General features: G+C 69.0%; 22 protein-coding genes. 11 read left to right on the top strand and 11 right to left on the bottom strand.

Annotated elements, in window-relative coordinates; translation table 11 throughout:
* The first annotated feature begins 72 nt into the window (after positions 1-72).
* Positions 73-1,350, top strand: coding sequence for a porin (locus AAHG09_RS19410; protein WP_342109087.1), 1,278 nt, complete (start codon positions 73-75; stop codon positions 1,348-1,350).
* A gap of 288 nt (positions 1,351-1,638) precedes the next feature.
* Positions 1,639-1,938, top strand: coding sequence for a hypothetical protein (locus tag AAHG09_RS19405; protein WP_342109086.1), 300 nt, complete (start codon positions 1,639-1,641; stop codon positions 1,936-1,938).
* A gap of 39 nt (positions 1,939-1,977) precedes the next feature.
* On the opposite strand, the gene AAHG09_RS19400 is transcribed toward AAHG09_RS19405, so the two are convergent.
* A complete protein-coding gene (locus AAHG09_RS19400; protein WP_342109085.1) occupies positions 1,978-2,532 on the bottom strand; it encodes a GNAT family N-acetyltransferase in 555 nt (184 codons plus the stop codon).
* Positions 2,533-2,723: 191 nt separating this feature from the next.
* On the opposite strand from AAHG09_RS19400, the gene AAHG09_RS19395 reads away from it, so the two are divergent.
* Positions 2,724-4,241, top strand: coding sequence for a peptidoglycan DD-metalloendopeptidase family protein (locus AAHG09_RS19395; RefSeq protein ID WP_342109084.1), 1,518 nt, complete (start codon positions 2,724-2,726; stop codon positions 4,239-4,241).
* A 63-nt stretch (positions 4,242-4,304) separates the two neighbouring features.
* Here AAHG09_RS19395 and AAHG09_RS19390 read toward each other — a convergent pair whose 3' ends face one another.
* Complete coding sequence (locus AAHG09_RS19390; protein WP_342109083.1) at positions 4,305-4,646, bottom strand: YidB family protein; 342 nt, start codon at positions 4,644-4,646, stop codon at positions 4,305-4,307.
* Positions 4,647-4,799: 153 nt separating this feature from the next.
* On the opposite strand from AAHG09_RS19390, the gene AAHG09_RS19385 reads away from it, so the two are divergent.
* Positions 4,800-5,060, top strand: coding sequence for a hypothetical protein (locus AAHG09_RS19385; RefSeq protein WP_342109082.1), 261 nt, complete (start codon positions 4,800-4,802; stop codon positions 5,058-5,060).
* Positions 5,061-5,072: 12 nt separating this feature from the next.
* Here the strand turns inward: AAHG09_RS19385 and AAHG09_RS19380 are convergent, their stop codons facing one another.
* Positions 5,073-5,477, bottom strand: a complete 405-nt coding sequence (locus AAHG09_RS19380; RefSeq protein ID WP_342109081.1) for a YidB family protein — start codon at positions 5,475-5,477, stop codon at positions 5,073-5,075.
* 125 nt (positions 5,478-5,602) lie between these two features.
* On the opposite strand from AAHG09_RS19380, the gene AAHG09_RS19375 reads away from it, so the two are divergent.
* The 6 genes from AAHG09_RS19375 (at position 5,603) to AAHG09_RS19350 (ending at position 11,077) form a co-directional block, all read left to right on the top strand.
* On the top strand, positions 5,603-6,484 hold the full coding sequence (locus AAHG09_RS19375) for an alpha/beta fold hydrolase (protein ID WP_342109080.1): 882 nt from the start codon (positions 5,603-5,605) through the stop codon (positions 6,482-6,484).
* Between the two features lie 132 nt (positions 6,485-6,616).
* Entirely contained in the window at positions 6,617-6,949 is a 333-nt protein-coding gene (yajC, locus tag AAHG09_RS19370; RefSeq protein ID WP_342109079.1) for a preprotein translocase subunit YajC, read from the top strand.
* 57 nt (positions 6,950-7,006) lie between these two features.
* Complete coding sequence (gene secD / locus AAHG09_RS19365; protein ID WP_342109078.1) at positions 7,007-8,611, top strand: protein translocase subunit SecD; 1,605 nt, start codon at positions 7,007-7,009, stop codon at positions 8,609-8,611.
* Positions 8,612-8,846: 235 nt separating this feature from the next.
* On the top strand, positions 8,847-9,788 hold the full coding sequence (secF, locus tag AAHG09_RS19360; RefSeq protein ID WP_342109077.1) for a protein translocase subunit SecF: 942 nt from the start codon (positions 8,847-8,849) through the stop codon (positions 9,786-9,788).
* A 12-nt stretch (positions 9,789-9,800) separates the two neighbouring features.
* Positions 9,801-10,199 carry an Mth938-like domain-containing protein gene (locus AAHG09_RS19355; RefSeq protein ID WP_342109076.1) on the top strand — a complete coding sequence of 133 codons (399 nt, stop codon included), beginning with the start codon at positions 9,801-9,803 and terminating at the stop codon, positions 10,197-10,199.
* Positions 10,199-11,077 carry a phytoene/squalene synthase family protein gene (locus tag AAHG09_RS19350; RefSeq protein WP_342109075.1) on the top strand — a complete coding sequence of 293 codons (879 nt, stop codon included), beginning with the start codon at positions 10,199-10,201 and terminating at the stop codon, positions 11,075-11,077. Before AAHG09_RS19355 ends, AAHG09_RS19350 begins: the two co-directional genes overlap by 1 nt.
* Here AAHG09_RS19350 and AAHG09_RS19345 read toward each other — a convergent pair whose 3' ends face one another.
* The 5 genes from AAHG09_RS19345 to AAHG09_RS19325 form a co-directional block, all read right to left on the bottom strand.
* Positions 11,078-11,674, bottom strand: coding sequence for a protein-L-isoaspartate O-methyltransferase family protein (locus AAHG09_RS19345; RefSeq protein ID WP_342109173.1), 597 nt, complete (start codon positions 11,672-11,674; stop codon positions 11,078-11,080). It abuts the gene before it with no gap.
* 62 nt (positions 11,675-11,736) lie between these two features.
* Positions 11,737-12,501, bottom strand: coding sequence for a 5'/3'-nucleotidase SurE (surE, locus tag AAHG09_RS19340; protein WP_342109074.1), 765 nt, complete (start codon positions 12,499-12,501; stop codon positions 11,737-11,739).
* Positions 12,501-14,000, bottom strand: a complete 1,500-nt coding sequence (gene serS, locus AAHG09_RS19335; RefSeq protein WP_342109072.1) for a serine--tRNA ligase — start codon at positions 13,998-14,000, stop codon at positions 12,501-12,503. Before serS ends, surE begins: the two co-directional genes overlap by 1 nt.
* 85 nt (positions 14,001-14,085) lie before the next feature.
* Positions 14,086-14,448 carry a YybH family protein gene (locus tag AAHG09_RS19330; protein ID WP_342109071.1) on the bottom strand — a complete coding sequence of 121 codons (363 nt, stop codon included), beginning with the start codon at positions 14,446-14,448 and terminating at the stop codon, positions 14,086-14,088.
* 78 nt (positions 14,449-14,526) lie between these two features.
* Positions 14,527-14,970: an OsmC family protein gene (locus AAHG09_RS19325; protein ID WP_342109070.1), complete on the bottom strand. Its 444-nt coding sequence runs from the start codon at positions 14,968-14,970 to the stop codon at positions 14,527-14,529.
* Between the two features lie 357 nt (positions 14,971-15,327).
* Between AAHG09_RS19325 and AAHG09_RS19320 the strand changes: the two genes are divergently transcribed.
* Positions 15,328-16,203 (top strand): ATP-binding protein, encoded by an 876-nt coding sequence (locus AAHG09_RS19320; RefSeq protein WP_342109069.1) that lies wholly within the window; start codon positions 15,328-15,330, stop codon positions 16,201-16,203.
* Here AAHG09_RS19320 and AAHG09_RS19315 read toward each other — a convergent pair whose 3' ends face one another.
* From AAHG09_RS19315 to AAHG09_RS19305, 3 genes are all read right to left on the bottom strand, one after another.
* Entirely contained in the window at positions 16,204-18,339 is a 2,136-nt protein-coding gene (locus AAHG09_RS19315; RefSeq protein WP_342109068.1) for a TonB-dependent receptor, read from the bottom strand.
* Between the two features lie 434 nt (positions 18,340-18,773).
* Positions 18,774-19,244 carry a dUTP diphosphatase gene (gene dut, locus AAHG09_RS19310; RefSeq protein WP_342109067.1) on the bottom strand — a complete coding sequence of 157 codons (471 nt, stop codon included), beginning with the start codon at positions 19,242-19,244 and terminating at the stop codon, positions 18,774-18,776.
* The gene (locus tag AAHG09_RS19305) at positions 19,241-20,122 is read right to left on the bottom strand and encodes an HpcH/HpaI aldolase/citrate lyase family protein (RefSeq protein ID WP_342109066.1); all 882 of its coding nucleotides are present in this window, start codon (positions 20,120-20,122) and stop codon (positions 19,241-19,243) included. Before AAHG09_RS19305 ends, dut begins: the two co-directional genes overlap by 4 nt.
* Positions 20,123-20,158: the final 36 nt, after the last annotated feature.

Here is a 20,158-nt window from a genome sequence, read left to right as displayed (position 1 = left end):
TTGTTTGATTTTGTGTCAGCGGCGGGTCGATGTCAGCTTGACCGTAGACGAACACCAACAAGCGGCGAGACCATGCTGACCCGATCCACCCTGACCGGCTTTGCCGCCGTCCTGCTGTCCTCGACCAGCATCCTGGCGGCCGATCTGGCGGCCCCTGCCCCGGTTCCGGTGCCGCCTCCGGCTGAGCCCTGCAAGGCCACGCTGCTCGGCCCGACCTACGGCGGTGTGATCAAGGCGAACCCCACCCCGACCTGCTTCGCCGCGGGCCCGCTGGGCGACCTCTATGTCGGCGGTGCGGTGACCGGTTACGGGTACGTGCAGACCAACCCGTTCAGCAACTTCGCGACGCCGGCCGCCCCGAACGAGCGCGACCGCGCGGCGCGGTTCGACTTCTCGAACATCCAGGGCATCATCCAGAAGCCCGAGGGCGCGTTCCAGTTCTACATCCAGGCCGGCGGCTACTCGATTCCGCAGCTCGGCTTCCCGACCATCGGCACCTTCGCGCAGACCGATCTTCTGTTCGGCCCGGTTCCGGTCGCCTTCGGCAAGATCCAGATCAACGACGAGTGGTCGGTCCAGGGCGGCCGGATGTTCACGCTGATCGGCAGCGAGCTGCTGTTCACCTATCAGAACCTGAACATCAACCGCGGTCTCCTGTTCGTGCAGGAGAACTTCATCAACCAGGGCGTGCAGGTCAACTACAGCAGCGGCCCGCTTTCGGTGTCGCTCGCCGGGACGGACGGGTTCTTCTCCAACGAGATCACGTGGTTCACCGGCAACGTCGCCTACAAGCTCGACGACTACAACACGATCGGCGTCAACGGCGGCCTGAACCTCGGCCGCACCAACGCCTTCGACCGCAGCGCGCGCTACCAGTTCGCGACGCCCGGCTTCCAGCAGAACAGCGGTATCTTCGACATCAACTACACCTACGCGAACGGTCCGTGGATCATCTCGCCCTACTTCCAGTTCACCAACGTTGAGCGGGATCCGCGCGTGGGCATCAACGCCTCCGCGTCGACCTATGGCGGCGCGCTGCTGGCGGCCTACTCGTTCACCGACAACTTCTCCCTGGCCGGGCGCATCGAGTACACGGAGCAGAGCGGCGTGCGGGGCGGAGCGACCCCGAACCTCCTCGGGTTCGGCTCGGGCAGCAACGCCTTCTCGGTCACCGTGACGCCGACCTTCACGTTCGACCGCTACTTCTTCCGGGTCGAGTACGCGCATGTCGAGCTCGGCAACATCACCCGCGGCAACCTCGCGGAGGGGACCCTGGGCACCGGCTTCGGCCGGACGGGCAACCGTACGACTCAGGATCGCTACATGGTCGAGACCGGCATCACGTTCTGAGCCCATCCGATCCCGGCCGCCCAGGCGGCCATCCGAAGCCCCCGGCGCGAGCCGGGGGCTTTTTTATTTGTTGTCGAAGAAATTTGGATACCCGCGATGGATGAAGTCATCATCCATGATAATCCGTCACCACTGATCGTTTATCGCTAGTATCGGTTTTTGACGCAGAGCAGTACCCTGGCGATGTACTGGACATGATTTGTGTTCATCTTGATCCGAACTTGTGGCCTCCGGTAAATATCCGCCTCTGCCGGCCGCGTCCGGTTCGAGGATTGAGGGATGATTGCGATGGAAGCCTTGTCGGTGGCCCTGTGGAGCTTGGCGACCCCGGGCATGACGCCGAAGGCGTTGCGTGCCGCCGTCCGCGCGAAGCATCCCGAGGCGTCCAAGAAGGACATCGTCCGCGCGGCCTTCTACGCGTTGATCGAGGCTCGGTCCCAGGACGCGCAGACCCTGGATGCGCTGCATCGATTCGCCCTTGCCGAGCGCATCCCCTCCGATGAGCCCATGACGATCGGCAAGCGGCGGAAGAAGAAGCAGCGCCGCGCCACCGAAGTGCAGGCCGTCGAGACCGCGGTCGCGGCCTGAGCGACGCGCGGGCCGCGTGTCTCCGGTCGGAAGGCCGGCCTAGCTGCGCCGGAGCAGCCGCCGGCCCGGCCGATGGCCCTCCTCACCCGTGTCGCGGAAGCCGAGCTTCTTCAAGAGCTCCCACGACGCGATGTTGGCCGGCCGGCACTCCGCCACGATGGTCCGGCTCGGGAAGCGTCCGGCGAGAAGCCCGATGATGGCCGAGACCGCCTCGTACGCGAATCCGCGTCCGCGGGCGGCGCCACCGATCCAGTAGCCGATCTCGATCGCGCCCGCGCCGCGCAGATGCGTACCCACGACGCCGACAAGATCCCCGCCTTCGGCTCCGGCGGACGTGGCGGCGGTGCCGATGGCGCGCGACCACAAGCCGAGGAACCGGTCCTGCCCCCGCCGCCCGCTCAGAATCAGGCCCTCTGCGTCCTGCAGGGTGAACGGCGTGGGCAGGAAATCGACCGCGGCGGTGATGGCGGGATCGTCCGTGAGCCGGCGCAGCGCATCCGCATCCTCGGGCCGCAAGGCCGCGATCGACAGGCGCGGGGTCTCGATCCCGGGCAGGTCGGAGAGGCTGGCGCGGGTGGCGCGGATGGTAAACATCCCTTCGAGATGGGGTGCCGATCGGCGCGGAAAAGGCACGGCCGTGGCCCCCGTGATCATCCCGCCAATACAGCGAAAACCCTCTGTCGCTCTTCGCGCAGGGGCTGCAGTCTCGCGGCACGGGAACGGTTGCTTAACCTGAATCCGTCTTCATTGGGGCATCAGGTTGCGTCAGGCAAACGGGTGCGTCGATGCGGGTGCGCGGTAAGGGTCGGATGTTGCGGACGCTGTCGCGGGTCGCCCTCATCGGCATCATTGGTGGAGCGGCGGCGGCTTGCTCGTCAGACGCTTCGCGGCTGAGCAATCCATTCTCGAATCCCTTCGATTCGGAGCCTTCGGCCACCGGCAGCCTGCCGGATGGCGGCCTCAAATCCGTGCCCCCGGTCCGCACCGGCCGGATCCAGTCGGAGGCGCTGAGCGCCCCCGGGGCACCGCGCGCGATCAGTTCCGCGGCGCCGGCCCCGACCCATGCGGCGGCGCCCGCCACCCGCGTCGCCTCGACCGGGCAGGTCGGCTGGAACGCCCAGGGCGGCACGCAGATCACCGTGTCGCAGAACGACAGCCTGAACCAGATGGCGACGCGCTACGGCGTGCCCGCCTCGGCGATCCTGTCGGCCAACGGCCTGACCAGCGCGAACCAGATCACCCCCGGGCGCCAGATCGTGATCCCGGTCTACAACGCCTCCGGCATGAACCCGGCCGCCGCGCCGATGACCGCCCGCCCCGCCCGGGCCGCGGAGGAGAAGCGCGAGGACGCCAAGCAGGTCGAGGGCAAGCTGGCCGCCAAGCGCGAGGAAGCCGCCAAGGAAGCCAAGCGCGAAGAGGCCAAGCGCGAGGACGCCAAACGCGAAGAGGCGAAGCGCGAAGAGGCCAAGGAGGCCGCCAAGGAGGCTGCCAAGCGCGCCGCCGACAAGGAGGCGGAGCGCAAGGAAGCCCTCGCCCGCGATGCCGCCGCCCGCAAGGTCGCCGACGCCAAGTCCCGCAAGGAGACCGTGAAGGACGCCGCCAAGGAGACCGGCAAGGCGGACGAGAAGGCGCGTCACGTCCGTCCGGGGCAGGTCGCCAAGGCCGACGAGAAGAAGCCGGATCCGAAGGCCGAGGCGAAGGCCAAGGCCGAAGCCAAGGCGATGGAGGCCAAGGCCGAAGCCAAGGCCGCCGCGAAGGCCGAGGCGGCCCAGAAGCTCGCCGAGGCCAAGGCCGCCAAGGAGGCCGCGCAGAAGGCCGCCGCCGCCGAGAAGGCCGAGAAGGTCGCCGCCAAGGAGGCGCCGAAGCCGGTGGCGGCCGCCGCTCCGGCGAAGCCCGAGCCCGCCGCAACCGGATCGGTCGCCGACGCTGCGGCCTCCGAGAGCTTCCGCTGGCCCGCCAAGGGCCGGGTGATCTCGGGCTATGGCAGCTCCGGCAACGAAGGCATCAACATCGCGGTGCCGGAGGGCACGCCCGTCAAGGCCGCCGAGGAGGGCACCGTCGCGTATGCCGGCTCGGACGTGAAGGGCTACGGCAAGCTGGTGCTGGTGCGCCACGCCAACGGCTACGTCTCGGCCTACGCCCATAACGGCGAGCTCGACGTGAAGCCCGGCGACAAGGTCAAGCGCGGTCAGGTGATCGCGAAATCCGGCGCGTCGGGCAACGTGACCTCGCCGCAGCTGCACTTCGAGATCCGCAAGGGCGGCGCCCCGGTGGATCCGATGTCCCAGCTCGCCAGCAACTGAGCGACCCATCCGGGTCGGCGCGCGCGGCGGTCCCGGGAGGGGCCGCCGTTCTCGTTGTGAGCCTCAGGCCTTCGGCACCTGCAGCGTCCCGTTCGGGCTGTGATGATCCACCGCCTGCGGCAGGGCCTGGGCCAGGGTCGGGAACAGCTGATCCATCGGGATTCCGAGCTTCTGCGCCATCTGGCGCACCTGCTCGTTGTCCAGGACCTTGCGCAGGTCGTCCGCGGTGATCGGCTCGTTCGGGCCGCGGCCGAGCCAGGAATTCACCTGACTCTCGTAGCCGGAGCGGCGGAGCTGATCGAGCAGGGCGTTGAGGCCGCCGGGCAGCACCTGCTGGATGATCCCGGGCAGCGCCTTCAACGCCATCTGACCGAGCGAGCCGCCCAGCGAGTCGAACAAACTCATGGTGTTCCCCCGTCGACCGATTCAATCCGGTCGAGTCTAGGGCGTATTACCGGCGCGGGGGAGCCCGGGGCCGCGTGAACGGCAATTTAATCGACAGATCCGCCGCCTTGGCCCGGTATGCCGGTCCGACGTCCGTTTCCCGGTCACGCGGCGATGAGACTGCCCGTCCTGTTCCTGCCGCTCGCGATCTGGGCCGGTGCGTCCCTGTCGGCGCATGCCGAGGCGGCCCGGCCGGCGCCGGACGAGCACACCCTGACGGATGCGGTGTTCGTCCGGCCGCTCTACGGGGTCTACCGGCATTGCGGCGGCGCCTGCCTCAAGAGCGGTTCGCTGACCTGGTACTGCTTCCAGAAGCAGAGCTGCTACCTGAGCTGTGCCACCGCACCGCCATCGATGAAATGCGCCGTCCCTTAGGCCGGAGGCGGATCAGCGGACCTGGGTGCTGAAGTTCGGCTGCGGCTTCAGCGTGCCGTTCTCACTCTGCGCGGCCACGGCGGCGGGCAGGAACTCTGCGAGAACCGTGGGCACCCGTCCCTCAGGAATGCTGAGATCGTAGGCCAGACGCTTGGTGACCGCCTCCGGCAGGCACGCCGCGATCGCGGCGGTCGGAACGCTGTGACGCTCCTCCGGCCGTGTCTGCGCCGAAAGCCAGGACTCGACCGCGCCGCCATGGCCGGTCTCGCGCAGGCGGTCGAGGAAGGCCGCAAGGCCGCCCGGATAGAACTTGGCGAACGCCAGGGCGAGCTTGCCGCTGCCGGTGTTCTCCAGGGCCCGATCCGCCGCGGCCGCGATATCGCCGATCAGGTTCCTCGCACCGTCGAGCAGGCCCATCGTTCTCCCCCGTCACGCTTGAATGCGACGGGTCAAGTTGGGCGCGGAACGCCGGCGGCAAGCGCGTGCGGCAATTCCGCGGCGGATCGCGTAAGCTGCACCCGAGGGAATCTGTGGGAACCGTCATGAACAGCGTGCGCGCCGGCGTGCTGGACATCGCCTACCGGGAGGCCGGTCCGCCCGACGGGCCGCCGGCCGTGCTGCTGCACGGCTTCCCGTACGACATCCACGCCTACGATGCGGTGGCCGAGCGGCTCGCCGCCGCCGGGGTGCGCTGCCTGATCCCGTCCCTGCGCGGCTACGGGCCGACCCGGTTCCACGATCCCGCCACGCCCCGCTCGGGCGAGCAGGCCGCGCTCGGCGCCGACCTCCTGGCCTTCCTCGATGCCCTCAGCATCGAGCGCGCGGTGCTCGCCGGCTACGATTGGGGCGGCCGGGCGGCCTGCGTGGTCGCGGCCCTCTGGCCCGGGCGGGCCCAGGGGCTCGTGAGCTGCGGCGTCGGCTACAACATCCAGAACATCCCGGAGGCCGGGCGACCCCTCGCGCCGGAGGCTGAGCATCGGCTCTGGTATCAGTACTACCTCCACGGCGAGCGCGGCCGCGCCGGGCTGGACGCCAACCGCGACGCCTTCTGCCGCCTGCTCTGGCAGCTCTGGTCGCCGAGCTGGGCCTTCGACACCGAGACCTTCGCGCAGACCGCCCGATCCTTCGACAATCCCGATTTCGTCGACGTGGTGGTGCATTCCTATCGTCACCGCTTCGGCCTCGTGCCGGGCGATCCGGCTTATGGCGCGATCGAGGCGCGACTGGCGGAGCAGCCGGCGATCCCGGTGCCGTCGATCGTGCTGCTCGGCGCCGACGACGGCGTCGGCCCCCCGCCCGAGACCGACACGGATGCCCGCCACTTCACCGGCCCGTACCGGCGTGAGATCGTCGCGGGGGTGGGCCACAACTTTCCCCAGGAGGCGCCGGACGCCTTCGCGGCGGCGGTCCGCGCCCTCCTGTGAGGCCGATACGGGCGCGGCGCGCTTCGACGTTGCTTTCGGGAAGCCCCTGGCTATAGTCCGCGCGCTTTTCGACAGGTCTGCACACGCCGAAAACCGGCGGCAGGCCCGATCGCCATTTGCAGGAGACGCTCGTTGATCACCCCCGCCTTCGCGCAAGGGGCCGGTACGGCCGCTGGCGGAGCGGAGATCGCCTTTCAGGTGATCCCGTTCGTTCTGATCTTCGTGATCATGTACTTCCTGATCCTGCGGCCGCAGCAGAAGCGGGTCAAGGACCACCAGACCTTGCTGAAGTCCGTGCGCCGGGACGACACGGTCGTCACCAATGGCGGCCTCGTCGGACGCGTGACCAAGGCGGCGGACGATCAGGCCGAGATCGAGGTGGAGATCGCCCCGAACGTCCGCGTGCGGGTCGTCCGGTCGATGATCTCCGAGGTCCGCGCCAAGGGCACCGTGAAGGCCGCCTGATTTCCCGGTTGAAACGGCCGGCGTAACGCGCCGGCCCACAAGAGAAAAAGACGGCCGATGCTGCGCTTCTCCCGTGCGAAGATCATCGCGACGCTGGGCCTGATCCTGGTGGGGCTGATGCTCGCCGTGCCGAGCTTCTTCTCGCCCGAGCAGCGCAAGGGCTTCATCGCCAGCCTGCCCCCGTGGTTCCCGAGCTGGATCGTCCCGACCCGGGCGATCGTGCTCGGGCTCGACCTGCAGGGCGGCTCGCAGCTCCTGCTCGAAGTTGACCAGAACGAACTGATCGCCTCCCAGGCCAAAGCCCTGCGCGACGACGTGCGCCGGGTGCTCCAGCAAGAGAACGTCCGGGCCGATGGCGGCATCGGCCTGCTCCAGCGCGGCGTCCAGGTGAAGATCGCGGACGACGCGGCCCGGGCCAAGGTGCTGCCGAAGCTGCAGGAACTGTCCCAGCCGATCACCACCTCCCTCGGCCAGACCGCGGCCCGCACCCTCGACATCTCCGAGCAGCCCGGCGGCCTCGTCCGCCTGACGCTCACCGATGCCGGCATCACCGACCGAACCCGCCGGGCCGTGAGCCAGGGCATCGAGGTCATCCGGCGGCGTCTCGACTCCACCGGCACCACAGAGCCCTCGATCCAGCAGCAGGGCGCCGACCGGATCCTGATCCAGGTGCCGGGCGAGCAGAATCCCGAGCGCCTGGAAAAGCTCCTCGGCTCCACCGCCAAGCTCGAATTCCGCATGCTGGCCGACAGCCCCTCGGGCGATGTCGACATGCTGCCCTCCAAGGACGAGAAGGGCGCCAAGGTGCCGGTCGAGCGCCGGGTCATGGCCGATGGCGGCGAGTTGACCGACGCGCAGCCTTCCTTTGATCAGCAGTCCCACGAGCCGATGGTGAGCTTCAAGTTCAACCTGCGCGGGGCTCAGCGCTTCGGGCAGGCGACCTCGGAGAATATCGGCCGGCGCATGGCGATCGTGCTCGACAACGAGGTGGTCTCGGCCCCGGTGATCCGCTCGGCGATCACCGGCGGTTCGGGCCAGATCACCGGCAACTTCACCGTGCAGCAGGCGAACGATCTCGCGGTGCTGCTGCGGGCCGGCGCGCTGCCGGCGAAGTTCACCGTGGTCGAGCGCCGCGTCGTCGGCCCCGGCCTCGGCCGCGACTCGATCGAGGCCGGCAAGCTCGCGACCCTGGTGGCGGCGGGCCTCGTGGTCTGCTTCATGTTCGCGACCTACGGGACCTTCGGCTTCATCGCCAACATCGCCCTCATGGTCCACGTCGGCCTGATCCTGGGCCTGATGTCGGTGCTGGAGGCCACCATGACCCTGCCCGGCATCGCCGGCATCGTGCTCACCATTGGCACGGCGGTGGATTCCAACGTGCTGATCTACGAGCGCATGCGCGAAGAGAGCCATGCCGGCCGCTCGCTGATCTCGGCGCTTCAGGCGGGCTTCGACCGGGCGTTCGCCACCATCATCGATTCGAACTCGACCATGGCGATCGCCGCCCTGATCCTGTTCTTCCTCGGCTCGGGCCCGGTGAAGGGGTTCGCCGTGGTCTTCATCCTCGGCATCCTCACCACGGTCATCACCGCGGTGACGCTGACCCGGATGATGATCGCGGTGTGGTACAAGACCTTCCGACCGAAGGCCCTGCCGTTCTGAATGAAGTCACTTTCGGGAGACGCATCACCGCTGGCCTGATCCGCTTTTCCAAACCACCACCTCATCCTGAGGTGCCCGCGTGAGCGGGCCTCGAAGGAGGGCTCCAGGGATCGCGGTTGTCACTGGAGGGCTCCTTCGAGGCCTCCGCTCCGCTTCGGCGCCTCAGGATGAGGTCGGGGATTGGAGAGGCGAGCTGAGCCGGTGATGCGATCTTCCCAACGTTAGGTCCGAAACAATGCGCCTACTCCGCCTCTGGCCCGATGAATCGCATTTCGACTTCATGCGATTCCGGCGCTTCACCTTCCCGCTCTCGGCGGTGCTCTCGCTCGTCACGGTGGTGCTGTTCCTGACGGTCGGGCTCAATTTCGGCATCGACTTCAAGGGCGGCACCCTGGTCGAGCTGCAGGCGAAATCCGGCACCGCCGACGTGGCCTCGATCCGCCATACGGCCGCCGGCTTCGGCTTCGGCGAGCCGGAAGTGCAGGAACTCGGCAACCAGGGCACCGTGCTGGTCCGCCTGCCGCTCCAGCCCGGCGAGCAGGGCCAGACCGCGGTGATGAACAAGGCGCACGCCGCCTTCGACAAGGATTACGACTTCCGCCGCACCGAGACGGTCGGCCCGCGCGTCTCCGGGGAACTCGTCCAGTCCGGCACGCTCGGCGTCGTGCTCTCGGTCGTGGCGGTGTTGCTCTACCTCTGGTTCCGATTCGAGCGGGAACTCGCGCTGGGCGCCATCGTGGGCACGCTCCACGATATCGTGCTGACGGTCGGCGTGTTCATCATCACCCGGATCGAGTTCAACATGACCTCGATCGCCGCGATCCTGACGATCGTCGGCTACTCGCTCAACGAGACTGTGGTGGTGTTCGACCGGACCCGGGAGCTGATGCGCCGGTACAAGACGATCCCGACTGTCGACCTGCTCAACCTGTCGATCAACTCGACCATGTCGCGCACGGTGATGACCTCGATCTCGTCCGCACTGTCGCTGCTGGCGCTGGTCCTGTTTGGCGGCGAGGCGATCAAGGGCTTCGCCACCGTGATGCTCTGCGGCGTTCTGATCTGCACCTATTCGGCGATCTTCGTCTCGACTCCGGTGTTGATCTATCTGGGGCTGATGCTCTCCGGCGCCCGCGCGGCGTCGGAGCGGTCCGGCGTCCCGCAACCGGCGGAATAGTCTTTCTCCGAGATGGCCGATCAGCCAAGCCCGAAAACCTTCGATTCCGGCTTCGTGCCGGGGCGCCACATCATCGACACCTACGGCAATGGCGGCTTCCGCTTCGCCGGGATGTCGCATCGCGGCTCGATCCTGATGCTGCCCTCGGGCGTCCGTGCCTGGGAGGTGACGGAGCCGAAGGGGATCGACCGGTCGGCGCTCCGCCCGGTCCAGGCCGAGGCCGAGGGGATCGAGTTGCTGCTGGTGGGCACCGGCCTCGACATCGCGGCGATCGATCCCGCGCTCCGGGGCTGGCTGAAGGATGTCGGTGTCGGGCTCGACGTGATGCAGACCGGGGCCGCCGCCCGGACGTACAACATCCTGGTGGCCGAGAACCGCAAGGTCGCGGCCGCCCTCATCGCGGTGACCTGATGCCGGAGGTCGAGGGCCAAGCCGCCGAGACCGGGCTCGCCTTCGCCCAGTCCCACTGCGAGGAGCTCGTGCGGGCCGGCGATCCGGACCGCTACTACGCCACGCTCTTCGCGCCGGCCGCCGCCCGGCCGCATCTCTTCGCCCTCTACGCTTTCTCGTTGACCATCGCGCGGGTGCGCGAGGCCGTCTCGGCGCCGATGGCCGGGGAGATCCGCCTGCAATGGTGGCGCGATGCGCTGCAGGGCGAGGCGCGCGGCGATGTCCGTGCGAACCCGGTAGCGGCGGCGCTCGAGGAGGCGATCCGGGTGAACCGCCTCGCGCGCCAGCCCTTCGTCGACCTGATCGATGCCCGGGTTTTCGACCTCTACGAGGATCCGATGCCCCGGGTGAACGATCTGGAGGGCTATTGTGGCGAGACCGCCTCGGCGCTGTTCCGGCTGGCGAGCCTCGTGATCGGCAACGGCACCGAGCCGGGTGGCGCGGGCGCGGCCGGCCATGCCGGCGTGGCCTACGGGATCACGGGGCTGCTGCGGGCGCTCCCCTGGCACGCCCGTTCGGGGCAGGTCTATCTGCCGGCCGACATCCTCGGCCGTTACGGCGTCACCCGCGAGGACATCGTCACGGGCCGCGGCGGCCCGGGCCTGCGCCGGGCCTGCGCCGACCTGCGCGACCTCGCCCGGCAGCACCTCAAGGCCTTCGAGGCGGCGCGCCCGACCATCGCGCCCTCGGCCGGCGCCGCCTTCCTGCCGGTGGCCCTGGTGGAGCCCTATCTCGCCGCCATGGAGCGGGCGTCCTACGATCCGCTCAACACGCTCGTGGAGCTGCCGCGCTGGCGGCGGCTATGGCGGCTGTGGCGGGCGGCGCGGCGGATCGGCTAGTCAGAGCACCCGCGCCAGTCCCGGCACCAGTGCCGCGAGACGTACAGGCGCACCCGGCTCCGCGTCAGCTTCCGGCGAGGCCAGCACGGCGGCCCGGCACAGCCCGTCGTGGCTGAGACCCGTCACCAGCCGCCCGCCGGGTTCGAGTGCCGCGCGCCAGTGCGGTGGGATCGCCGCCACGCTGCCGTGGACGAGGATGCGGTCGAAGCCGCCATCCGGCAGCTCGGATGCCAACCCGTCCGCCCGGACGACATGCGCCTCCGGGAGCGCCGCGAGCCGCCGCGTCGCCTCGACGGCGAGCGTCACCGAGCGCTCCAGGCTCAGCACCGCGCTCGCCCCGAGCCGGGCGAGCAGCGCCGTCACGTAGCCCGAGCCGGTGCCGATCTCAAGCACCCGCTGGCCCGGCTCGATGCGCAGCAGCGCCAGCATCACCGCCACCATGGACGGCGCCGTCATGGAGGCACCGCAGGGCAGCGGCAGGGCGATGTCCCGCCTTGCGTGCTCTCGATACGGAGCCGGCGCGAAGGCCTCCCGCGGCACCTGCTCCATCGCCCGGAGCACCGCGGTGTCGCGCAGACCCCGGCCCCGGAGGGCCATCACGAAGGCCGCATTTCCGGCAGCCGCCTCCAGGCTGCCCAGATCGATCGAAGGCCTTTCGATCACTCGGCAAACGCCTGCGCGAAGCGCGTCAGGGTCGGCTCGTCGGTGAGGTCGAGGCGCAGGGGCGTGACGGAGATCCGCTTCTCCGCGATGGCCTTGAGGTCGGAACCGTGGCCCGGCTCGAACCGGGCCTTGGCGAAGGCCAGCCAGAAATACGGGTTGCCGCGCCCGTCGACCCGGGCGTCGATCGACAGCAGCGCCTGATTGCGGAACCCCTGCGCCGCCACCGCGATGCCCTGCACGTCGGCCGGTTCGCAATCCGGAAAGTTCACGTTGATCAGGATGCCGGGCTCGATCCCGGTCTCCAGGATTCTTTTAATGACTTTCGGACCGTGGGTGCGGGCGCAGTCCCACTTGAGGGCGCCGCGTCCGCCTGCGCCATAGGCCTGGCTCAGGGCGATGGAGCGGATGCCCAGGATCGTCCCCTCCATGGCGGCCGCGATCGTGCCCGAATAGGTCACATCCTCGGCGACGTTCTGGCCGCGGTTCACCCCCGACAGGACGAGGTCGGGCCCGTGATCGCCCAGGATGTGGCGCACGCCCAGGATCACGCAGTCCGACGGCGTGCCCATCACGGCGAAGCGCTGCTCCGAGACCTGCCGCAGCCGCAGCGGATCGTTCAGCGAGAGCGAGTGCGACACGCCCGACTGGTCGCTCTCCGGCGCCACCACCCAGACGTCGTCCGACAGGGCCCGGGCGATCTCCTCCAGCGTGGCGAGGCCCGGCGCGTGGATGCCGTCGTCGTTGGTGACCAGGATGCGCATCAGCGAGGCCCTTCGATCCGGTTGAGCCCGCCCATATAGGGGTGGAGCACCGACGGGACCGTGATGCTCCCGTCCGGGTTCTGATAGTTCTCCATCACGGCGATGAGCGCGCGACCGACCGCCACGCCCGAGCCGTTGAGGGTGTGGACGAAGGCCGGCTTGCCGTCCTTGCCCCGGTAGCGGGCATTCATCCGCCGCGCCTGGAACTCGCCGCACACCGAGCACGAGGAAATCTCGCGGTGGGTGCGCTGGCCCGGCACCCAGACCTCGATGTCGTAGGTCTTCTGGCTCGCGAAGCCCATGTCGCCGGTGCAGAGGGTCATCACCCGGTAGGGCAGATCCAGCTTCTTCAAGACGGCTTCCGCGCAGGTCAGCATCCGCTCGTGCTCGTTCGCAGATTCGTCGGGCGTCGTGATCGAGACCAGCTCGACCTTGTTGAACTGGTGCTGGCGCAGCATGCCGCGGGTGTCCCGCCCCGCCGCCCCGGCCTCGGCCCGGAAGCACGGGGTGAGCGCGGTGAAGCGCAGGGGCAGTTCTTCCTCGCGCAGGATCGACTCGCGGACGAGGTTCGTTAGTGGCACCTCGGCGGTCGGGATAAGCCATCTTTGGCCAAATGCTTTAGTGGCCGCATAAATCTCTTCTGACGAAAAGTGAATTTTTTCACTGTCAAAGCCGACGGCGACCCATCCTGGTCCGTCGATTTTTATTTGGAACTGATACAGATGATTTTTGCCGCCGACATTTGGGTCGAGAAGGGCAAAAACTTTACGAACTTCATGATTGGGCGGAATTTTTAGGCCAAGTTGCGATGCAATGTCAGCGTCATTAGGCTGTATGCCAAATTGATCTTCTCTAAACTTCGGCAGTTGCGCGGTGCCGAACATGGCGGCGTCGCGCACCAGCACCGGCGGCGCGACTTCGAGATACCCATGCTCCTGCGTGTGCAGGTTCACCATGAACTGGCCGAGCGCCCGTTCCAGCCGGGCGAGCTGGCCCTTCAGCACCACGAAGCGCGAGCCCGACAGCTTGGCCGCGGCCTCGAAATCCATCAGGCCGGCGGCCTCGCCCAGCTCGAAATGCTCGCGTCCCTCGGTCAGCCGCTCGCGGGTCGAGGCGTGGCTGCGGTAGACGACGTTGCCGTGCTCGTCGGCGCCGTCCGGCACGTCGGCCTTCGGCCGGTTCGGGATGGCGGCCAGCCGATCGAACAGAGCCTTGTCGGCCGCGTCCTGCGCGGCTTTCAGCTCCGGCTCGGCGGCCTTCAGCGCGGCGACCTCCGCCATCAGGGCGGCGGCGCGGTCCTCGTCCTTTGCCTTCTTGGCGCCGCCGATCTCCTTGGCGAGCGCGTTCCGCCGCTCCTGGTTGGCCTGCGCGGCCGAGACCGACGATTTCCGCGCCTCGTCCAGCGCGATCAGCGCGGCCGAGATCGGCGCGAGGCCCCGGCGTTGGAGATCGCGGTCGAAGGCGTCCGGGTTCTCCCGGATGGCGCGGATGTCGTGCATCGAGTCGGCTCGGGTCTTGGGCGCGGCGTTGAGCGCGCGCGCCCCGCTTTGCCGCATCGCGTCCGGTGGGACAAGCGCGCCCTGGTCAGTCCTTCGGCGGCGCGAGCTTGAGCTGGTCGATCGCCCAGAGCCACGTCCCGTCCGCCTGCTCGCGGGCGACCTCGACCGAGAAGGCGCCCCTGGGCAGCCGGGCGAAGGTCATGGCGAGCGACCCATTGCGCAGGGGCGGCAGGGTCTCGGGGGCCGGGAAGTCGGATTTGCGCGCCAGCAGGTCGGTGTAGAAGCTGCGGATCTCGTCATGGCCGGTGGCCACGACGCGGCCGGCCGCCAGAATGGCATCCGGCTCGTACAGGGCGACGAGGCCTTCGACGTCGCCCGCATTGGCGCGCTGGTTGAACAGGGTGGCCAGCGCTTCGGGGGCGCGGGCGGGCTCACGGGTCTCCGACATGGCGTCTCCTCGTCCGGTTCGCGCGACCGGTTCGCGTTGCGGGAATGCGCCGGGCGGCGGATCTTTCCGCGGGTCGGCTCATTTCAGGCGGGTCCCGTCGCCATCCGTCACCGAGACGGAGACCGGGATCCCGGCCTTCACGCTCTCCGAGACGGTGCAGAACCGCTCGAACTGCTCCAGCACCCGGTCGATCCGCGGCATCTCGGCGGCGGCCGCGCCGAGGCCGATCCGCACGTCGATTCCGGTGATGCGCAGGCGGCCCTCGGCGTTGCGCTCGACCCGGCATTGCGCCTCGGCGGCGACGCCCCGCGCCTCCTGCCGGAATTTCCCCAGGGCGAAGACGAGGCTGGCGCAGAGGCAGTTCGCGACGCTCGCGATCAGGATCTGCTCGGGGAACGGCCCGGTCCCGCCGCCGATCGGGGGCGCCTCGTCGGTGACGAGCGCCGGGAGGGCACCGCCGAAATCGACCGTGAAGACGTAAGCGTCGACCTGGGTGATCCGGATCGTCGGTCCTGGCTCCATAGTGCCCTCAACACCGTCCAAACGTGTCGGCGCGGCCACGGATCCGCGACCTGGCCCCCTCTCCCGAGCGGGAGAGGCTTGGGGTGAGGGAGAAGAACTCTCAGCATCGAGCGCGCCAGGCAGGCGCGTCCACGTCGAGCCTGCACTGGAAGCCGCGGGTCCCTCACCCTGTCCCTCTCCCGCTCGGGAGAGGGGACCCGCTCTCTCCTGGCTGCCGATGAGACTGAAGGTTGCCGGTTTCGCGTCGACGAAACATCCAACGCGCGATCCGGGTTCGCGTTCGGAAGCGGATGCTTTCCGCCGAGCTTCCCCGTAGAACCGGCGCCCTGAACGCCGCGAAGCCGAACCCCCGATCCGATGACGAGCGCCCCGACCCTCGACACCCTGATGCCGCTCCTGGAGCGCATCGCCACTGCGCTGGAGCGCGCCGCGCCCCCGGCCCCGCCGGCCTTCGATCCGAATGCCGCCGACGCCTTCCTGTGGGGGCCCGAGCGCCGGCTCACCCCGGTCCCCGAGGTCGCCCGGGTGGAGATGCGGCTGCTCACCGGCATCGACCGGGCCCGCGACACCTTGGTGGAGAACACCGAGCGCTTCGCCCGGGGCCTGCCGGCCAACAACGCCCTGCTGTGGGGTGCCCGCGGGATGGGCAAGTCGTCGCTCGTCAAGGCGGCCCACGCGGAGATCAACGCCCGGCGCCCGGCTGGTTCGCTGCCGATGAAGCTCGTGGAGATCCACCGCGAGGATATCGAAGCCCTGCCCGATCTGATGGCCCTGCTGCGGCCGGATTCGCACCGTTGGCTGGTCTACTGCGACGACCTCTCGTTCGACGCCGACGACACGTCCTACAAGTCCCTCAAGACCGCGCTGGACGGCGGCATCGAGGGGCGTCCCGGGAACGTCCTGTTCTACGCGACCTCCAACCGCCGGCATCTCCTCGCCCGCGACATGATGGAGAACGAGCGCTCCACCGCGATCAACCCCGGCGAGGCGGTGGAGGAGAAGGTCTCGCTCTCGGATCGGTTCGGCCTGTGGCTCGGCTTCCACAAGTGCAGCCAGGACGAGTATCTGGCGATGATCAGCGCCTATACGGAGCGCTACGGCCTCGACGTGCCGGCCGAGACGCTGCGGGCGGAAGCCCTCGAATGGGCCACCACCCGCGGCTCCCGCTCGGGCCGCACCGCGTTCCAGTACATCCAGGATCTCGCGGGGCGGCTCGGCAAGACGCTGGAGTGATCAATAATCCACCGAGGCCGACAGCCAGACCGTGCGCGGCGCTCCGAGGATCAGGGCGCCGTTCGGGTTGGCGATCCAATAGTGGTTGTCGGCGACGTTGCTGACGCTCGCCCGCAGCGTGACGGGCTTGTCGCCGAGCGCCGTCGCGTAGCGCAGGCCGAGATCGATCGAGGTCCAGTCCGGGATCTTCTGTAGGACCGCCTGGAAGGCGGTGCCGGCATAGGAGCCGCCCGTGTAGACCACGGCGGCGGTCGCCGTGAGCCCGCGCAGGAACGGCGTGTCCCATTCCCACCCCACGGTGGTCTGGAACCGCGGCGCGCCCGTCGCGGGATTGCCGGCATAGGGTCTGCCCGGGGTCCGCGCCCACCTTGCGTCGAGCAGAGTCGCGCCCGCGATCACCCGCAGATCGGGCAGGATTTCCCCGAAGACGGTGCCCTCGAAGCCGCGGTTCCGCTGGTCGCCGACGATGCCGTAACGCTGCGTCTGCGCGTCGAGCAGGCCCGCCGGGCTGGTGATCTCGAAAGCGGCGAGCGTCACGCCGAAGCTCTGGAAGTCGAGCTTACAGCCGACCTCGTATTGCTGGGTCCGGGCGGGCGCGAACATTTCGTTGGCGTTGATCGCCGAGCTCGGCGCGCGCAAAGCGGTCAGCCCCTCGACGCTGTTGGCGTAGAGCGACAGGACCTGCGTCGGCCGCACCACGATGCCGAAGGCCGGCGTGACCGCGCTCTTGTCGTAGGCGGTGCTGAGCAGGCCGGTCACCGGCGCGTAATTGCCGGCCTCGATCGTCTGCCGCCGGGCTCCGACCAGCAACTCGACGAGCCCGTCGGCGAAGGTCATCGTGTCGGCGATCGCGAGGCTCGTCAGCCGGTTGTAGCTCGCCCGGCCGCGGGGGAATGACGCCTTCAGATCCGGCCCGCCGGGCGAGGCCAGGCGCAAAGGCGCGTAGAGGTTCGTCAGGTAGGTCCGATAGGTGATCTGGCCGAGCGTCAGGTCCTGATCGAGAGCGGTGGCGGTGAAGACCGCCTCGTGGCGTATATCGCCGGTTGCGAAGCGGGCGCGGGCCCCGGCCTCGCCCGAGATCGACACCGTATCGCCGCTCTGGAAGATGGAGTTCGACCGCGTCCGACCCGTCGCGTCGAGGAGCGTGAAGGCCGGGTTCTCCTGCTTGGCGTAGGTGAAGTGGTTCGCGCCCAGAGCCGCGAACAGGGTCAGGTCCTGGGTGAGGTCGTATTCCGCGCGGGCCAAGCCGGTGATGCTGTCGGCGCGGGAGAAGTCGAAGCGCTGGGACAGGTTCTTGTGCGGGTCGGGCGCCCGGGGGATGCGGATGCCGGGCAGTGGGTTGCCGCCCCGGGTCTGGCTGTCATAGGCGTCGTGCTGGTAGATCACGTCCGCCGAAAGCCGCAGGCGCTCGCCCTCATAGTCGAGGCCCAGCGAGCCGGCGGCGTTGCGCTGGCCCGTCAGGTCGATCGGCGTGGTGCCGCCGAGGCCCGCGGCGTTGATCCGCACGCCGACCTGCTTCGCATCGCCGTAGCGCCGGGCCACGTCGACCCCGGCCCCGCCGCGGCCCGGAGAGGCATAATCGACGGTGATGCGGTTCAGGGGCTCGTCGCCCGCGCGCTTGGTGACGACGTTCACGGTGCCGGCGATGCCGCCGTTCAGCGGCACGCCGTACAGGAAGGCGGCCGGGCCCTTGAGGATCTCGACCCGCTCCAGCGGGGCCGGGTCGATCCGATAATCCGGCACGAGGCCGTAGAGCCCGTTCAGCGCGAATTCCCGGTTCTCGATGCGGAAGCCCCGGATGTTGACCGCGTCGTAGCGGTTGCCGCTGCCGATCGAGGTCCGCACCGACGGATCGGTCCGGGTCAGGAGGTCGCCGACGCTGATCACTTGGCTGTCGCGGATCGTCTTCTCGGTGTAGCTCGCCGTGCTGAACGGCGTCTGCATGTAGTCCCGGTTGCCGAGCAGGCCGAGCCGGCTGCCGCGGGCCACCTGCCCGCCCGCGAAGGACGGCGGGAGGGCGCTCGCCCCCGCCGGGCCGCGTGCCTCCACGGACAGCGTGTCGAGCTGGACCGACGCGTCGGGCGCCTCCTCAGCCAGCGCCGGTGCGACCACGGCCGGAACAACAATCATCAGCATAGCAGCGCGCCGCGCGCGCCGGATTGTGATGAGATTGGTTTCAAAGAGGGGCATATCTACAGTTTCCGGCGCGACAACTGTGCCTGAACTGCCGAAGAAGCGGGCGCATGCGGTCGCATTCTGTGCGTGGTCCTGTAGATTGGGCCGGTATCAGGCCAAAATTTGGTTGGCAAGCATCATGATCTGGAATGAATTTAGATTTAAACTCGTCGTACGGCGACTAACTGTGAAAATAAAGACCCTTAAAAACTATTACATATCAAATTTATGTTGAGATGATATCTGTCAAAACTCATGAGATGGTCAAATAGACTTGTTTCGCGCGGTGATGGGCGCGATCCTGCTTGTTCGTCATGCGCGAAGAGAGGCAGCCCCTTAGGCAGGATGACGGCGCGGCCCTCGGATAACCAAGCCGCGCAGCGTCGGCTGTCGGATCAGCGTCCGCTTGACCCGAATCCACCCGCGCCGCGAGCCGATCCCGGGCCGGCCTCGCCCTCCTGCACGGTCAGGACCGGCCGGGCGATGCGCGTGAAGACCAGTTGGGCGATCCGCTCGCCGGGTTCGATCCGGATCGGAGCAGCCGCGTCGCGGTTCCAGGCCGAGACCATCAGCGGTCCCTCGTAATCCGCGTCGATGACGCCCGTGCCGTTGCCGAGCACCAGCCCTTCGCGGTGTCCGCGGCCGGACCGCGGGAAGATCAGCCCGCACCACGCCGGATCGCGAATCAGCACGCTGAACCCCGCCGGGATCAGCGCCGGTGCTCCCCGTGCCGGCAGATCCAGCGGGGCATCCAGGCAGGCATGCAGATCGAGGCCCGCCGCCGCCGCCGAACCCCAGCGCGGAAACCCCCACCCGGTCAGGCGCGGGTCGAGGATCCGCAGGCCGACTTCGGGTAGCGCGCTCATCCGCCGAGCCGCTCGATCGCGCTGGCGAGCGCGAGAAGGCGCCGGGCCGACTCGACGTGCAGGCGCTCGACCATCTTGCCGTCGACGGCCACGACACCGCGGTCGCGGTTCTCCGGCGCTTCGAACACATCGAGCATCCGGCGCGCCGCCGCCACCGCCTCGCCATCCGGCCCGAAGGCGGCATTGGCCGGGCCGATCTGATTCGGATGAATCAGCATCTTGCCGTCGAAGCCGAGGTCTCGGCCCTGCGCGCATTCCGCCGCGAAACCGGCCCCGTCGTTCAAGTCGGTGAAGACGCCGTCGATCGCCTCGATCTCGTAGGCCCGCGCGGCGGCCAGCACCGTCATCAGCCAGGGGACCAGGGCGGCCCGCCCCGGCGGGGGGATCCGGGCCGCCTTCAGGAGGTCGTTCGGGCCGATCACCAGGGCGGCGAGCCGCCCATCGACGTCCCGGGCCGCGCCGGCGATCTCGGCGGCGTTCACCACCGCCATCGGCGTCTCGATCATCGCCCAGACCCGTGTCGCCGGCGGCGCACCGAGCCGGCGCAGGCGGGATCCCACGGCGATCAGCGTATCGGACGTGCGCACCTTCGGCACCAGGATGGCGTCCGGCGCGGCGGGGGCGAGGGCCAGGAGGTCGGCCTCGCCATCCTCGGTCTCGGGCGGGTTGATCCGCACCACGACCTCGCGCGCCCCGAAGCCCCGGGCGGCCACCGCGGCGGCGACCTGTCGGCGAGCCGCTTCCTTGGCCGCCGGGGCCGTCCCGTCCTCAAGGTCGATCAGGATCACGTCGGCGGGCAGCGTGCGGGCCTTTTCCAGCGCCCGCGCGTTGGAGCCGGGCATCGCCAGGACGCTGCGGCGGGGACGGATCTCGCTCATCACGCTGCTCCCGAGTCGGTGCGTCGGCGCGATGCG

The sequence above is a fragment of the Methylobacterium guangdongense genome (genome assembly GCF_038442355.1).
GTDB classification, from domain to species: Bacteria; Pseudomonadota; Alphaproteobacteria; order Rhizobiales; family Beijerinckiaceae; genus Methylobacterium; species Methylobacterium guangdongense.
This window is presented reverse-complemented; position numbering and strand designations above follow the sequence as displayed.

What these genes read in the sequence shown, in the direction of transcription:
- AAHG09_RS19410 (WP_342109087.1), top strand. Translation starts at nt 73, where the DNA reads ATGCTGACCCGATCCACCCTGACCGGCTTTGCCGCCGTCCTGCTGTCC.
- AAHG09_RS19405 (WP_342109086.1), top strand. Translation starts at nt 1,639, where the DNA reads ATGGAAGCCTTGTCGGTGGCCCTGTGGAGCTTGGCGACCCCGGGCATG.
- AAHG09_RS19400 (WP_342109085.1), bottom strand. Translation starts at nt 2,532, where the DNA reads ATGTTTACCATCCGCGCCACCCGCGCCAGCCTCTCCGACCTGCCCGGG.
- AAHG09_RS19395 (WP_342109084.1), top strand. Translation starts at nt 2,724, where the DNA reads ATGCGGGTGCGCGGTAAGGGTCGGATGTTGCGGACGCTGTCGCGGGTC.
- AAHG09_RS19390 (WP_342109083.1), bottom strand. Translation starts at nt 4,646, where the DNA reads ATGAGTTTGTTCGACTCGCTGGGCGGCTCGCTCGGTCAGATGGCGTTG.
- AAHG09_RS19385 (WP_342109082.1), top strand. Translation starts at nt 4,800, where the DNA reads ATGAGACTGCCCGTCCTGTTCCTGCCGCTCGCGATCTGGGCCGGTGCG.
- AAHG09_RS19380 (WP_342109081.1), bottom strand. Translation starts at nt 5,477, where the DNA reads ATGGGCCTGCTCGACGGTGCGAGGAACCTGATCGGCGATATCGCGGCC.
- AAHG09_RS19375 (WP_342109080.1), top strand. Translation starts at nt 5,603, where the DNA reads ATGAACAGCGTGCGCGCCGGCGTGCTGGACATCGCCTACCGGGAGGCC.
- secD (WP_342109078.1), top strand. Translation starts at nt 7,007, where the DNA reads ATGCTGCGCTTCTCCCGTGCGAAGATCATCGCGACGCTGGGCCTGATC.
- secF (WP_342109077.1), top strand. Translation starts at nt 8,847, where the DNA reads ATGCGCCTACTCCGCCTCTGGCCCGATGAATCGCATTTCGACTTCATG.
- AAHG09_RS19355 (WP_342109076.1), top strand. Translation starts at nt 9,801, where the DNA reads ATGGCCGATCAGCCAAGCCCGAAAACCTTCGATTCCGGCTTCGTGCCG.
- AAHG09_RS19350 (WP_342109075.1), top strand. Translation starts at nt 10,199, where the DNA reads ATGCCGGAGGTCGAGGGCCAAGCCGCCGAGACCGGGCTCGCCTTCGCC.
- AAHG09_RS19345 (WP_342109173.1), bottom strand. Translation starts at nt 11,674, where the DNA reads ATGGCCCTCCGGGGCCGGGGTCTGCGCGACACCGCGGTGCTCCGGGCG.
- surE (WP_342109074.1), bottom strand. Translation starts at nt 12,501, where the DNA reads ATGCGCATCCTGGTCACCAACGACGACGGCATCCACGCGCCGGGCCTC.
- serS (WP_342109072.1), bottom strand. Translation starts at nt 14,000, where the DNA reads ATGCACGACATCCGCGCCATCCGGGAGAACCCGGACGCCTTCGACCGC.
- AAHG09_RS19330 (WP_342109071.1), bottom strand. Translation starts at nt 14,448, where the DNA reads ATGTCGGAGACCCGTGAGCCCGCCCGCGCCCCCGAAGCGCTGGCCACC.
- AAHG09_RS19325 (WP_342109070.1), bottom strand. Translation starts at nt 14,970, where the DNA reads ATGGAGCCAGGACCGACGATCCGGATCACCCAGGTCGACGCTTACGTC.
- AAHG09_RS19320 (WP_342109069.1), top strand. Translation starts at nt 15,328, where the DNA reads ATGACGAGCGCCCCGACCCTCGACACCCTGATGCCGCTCCTGGAGCGC.
- AAHG09_RS19315 (WP_342109068.1), bottom strand. Translation starts at nt 18,339, where the DNA reads ATGCTGATGATTGTTGTTCCGGCCGTGGTCGCACCGGCGCTGGCTGAG.
- dut (WP_342109067.1), bottom strand. Translation starts at nt 19,244, where the DNA reads ATGAGCGCGCTACCCGAAGTCGGCCTGCGGATCCTCGACCCGCGCCTG.
- AAHG09_RS19305 (WP_342109066.1), bottom strand. Translation starts at nt 20,122, where the DNA reads ATGAGCGAGATCCGTCCCCGCCGCAGCGTCCTGGCGATGCCCGGCTCC.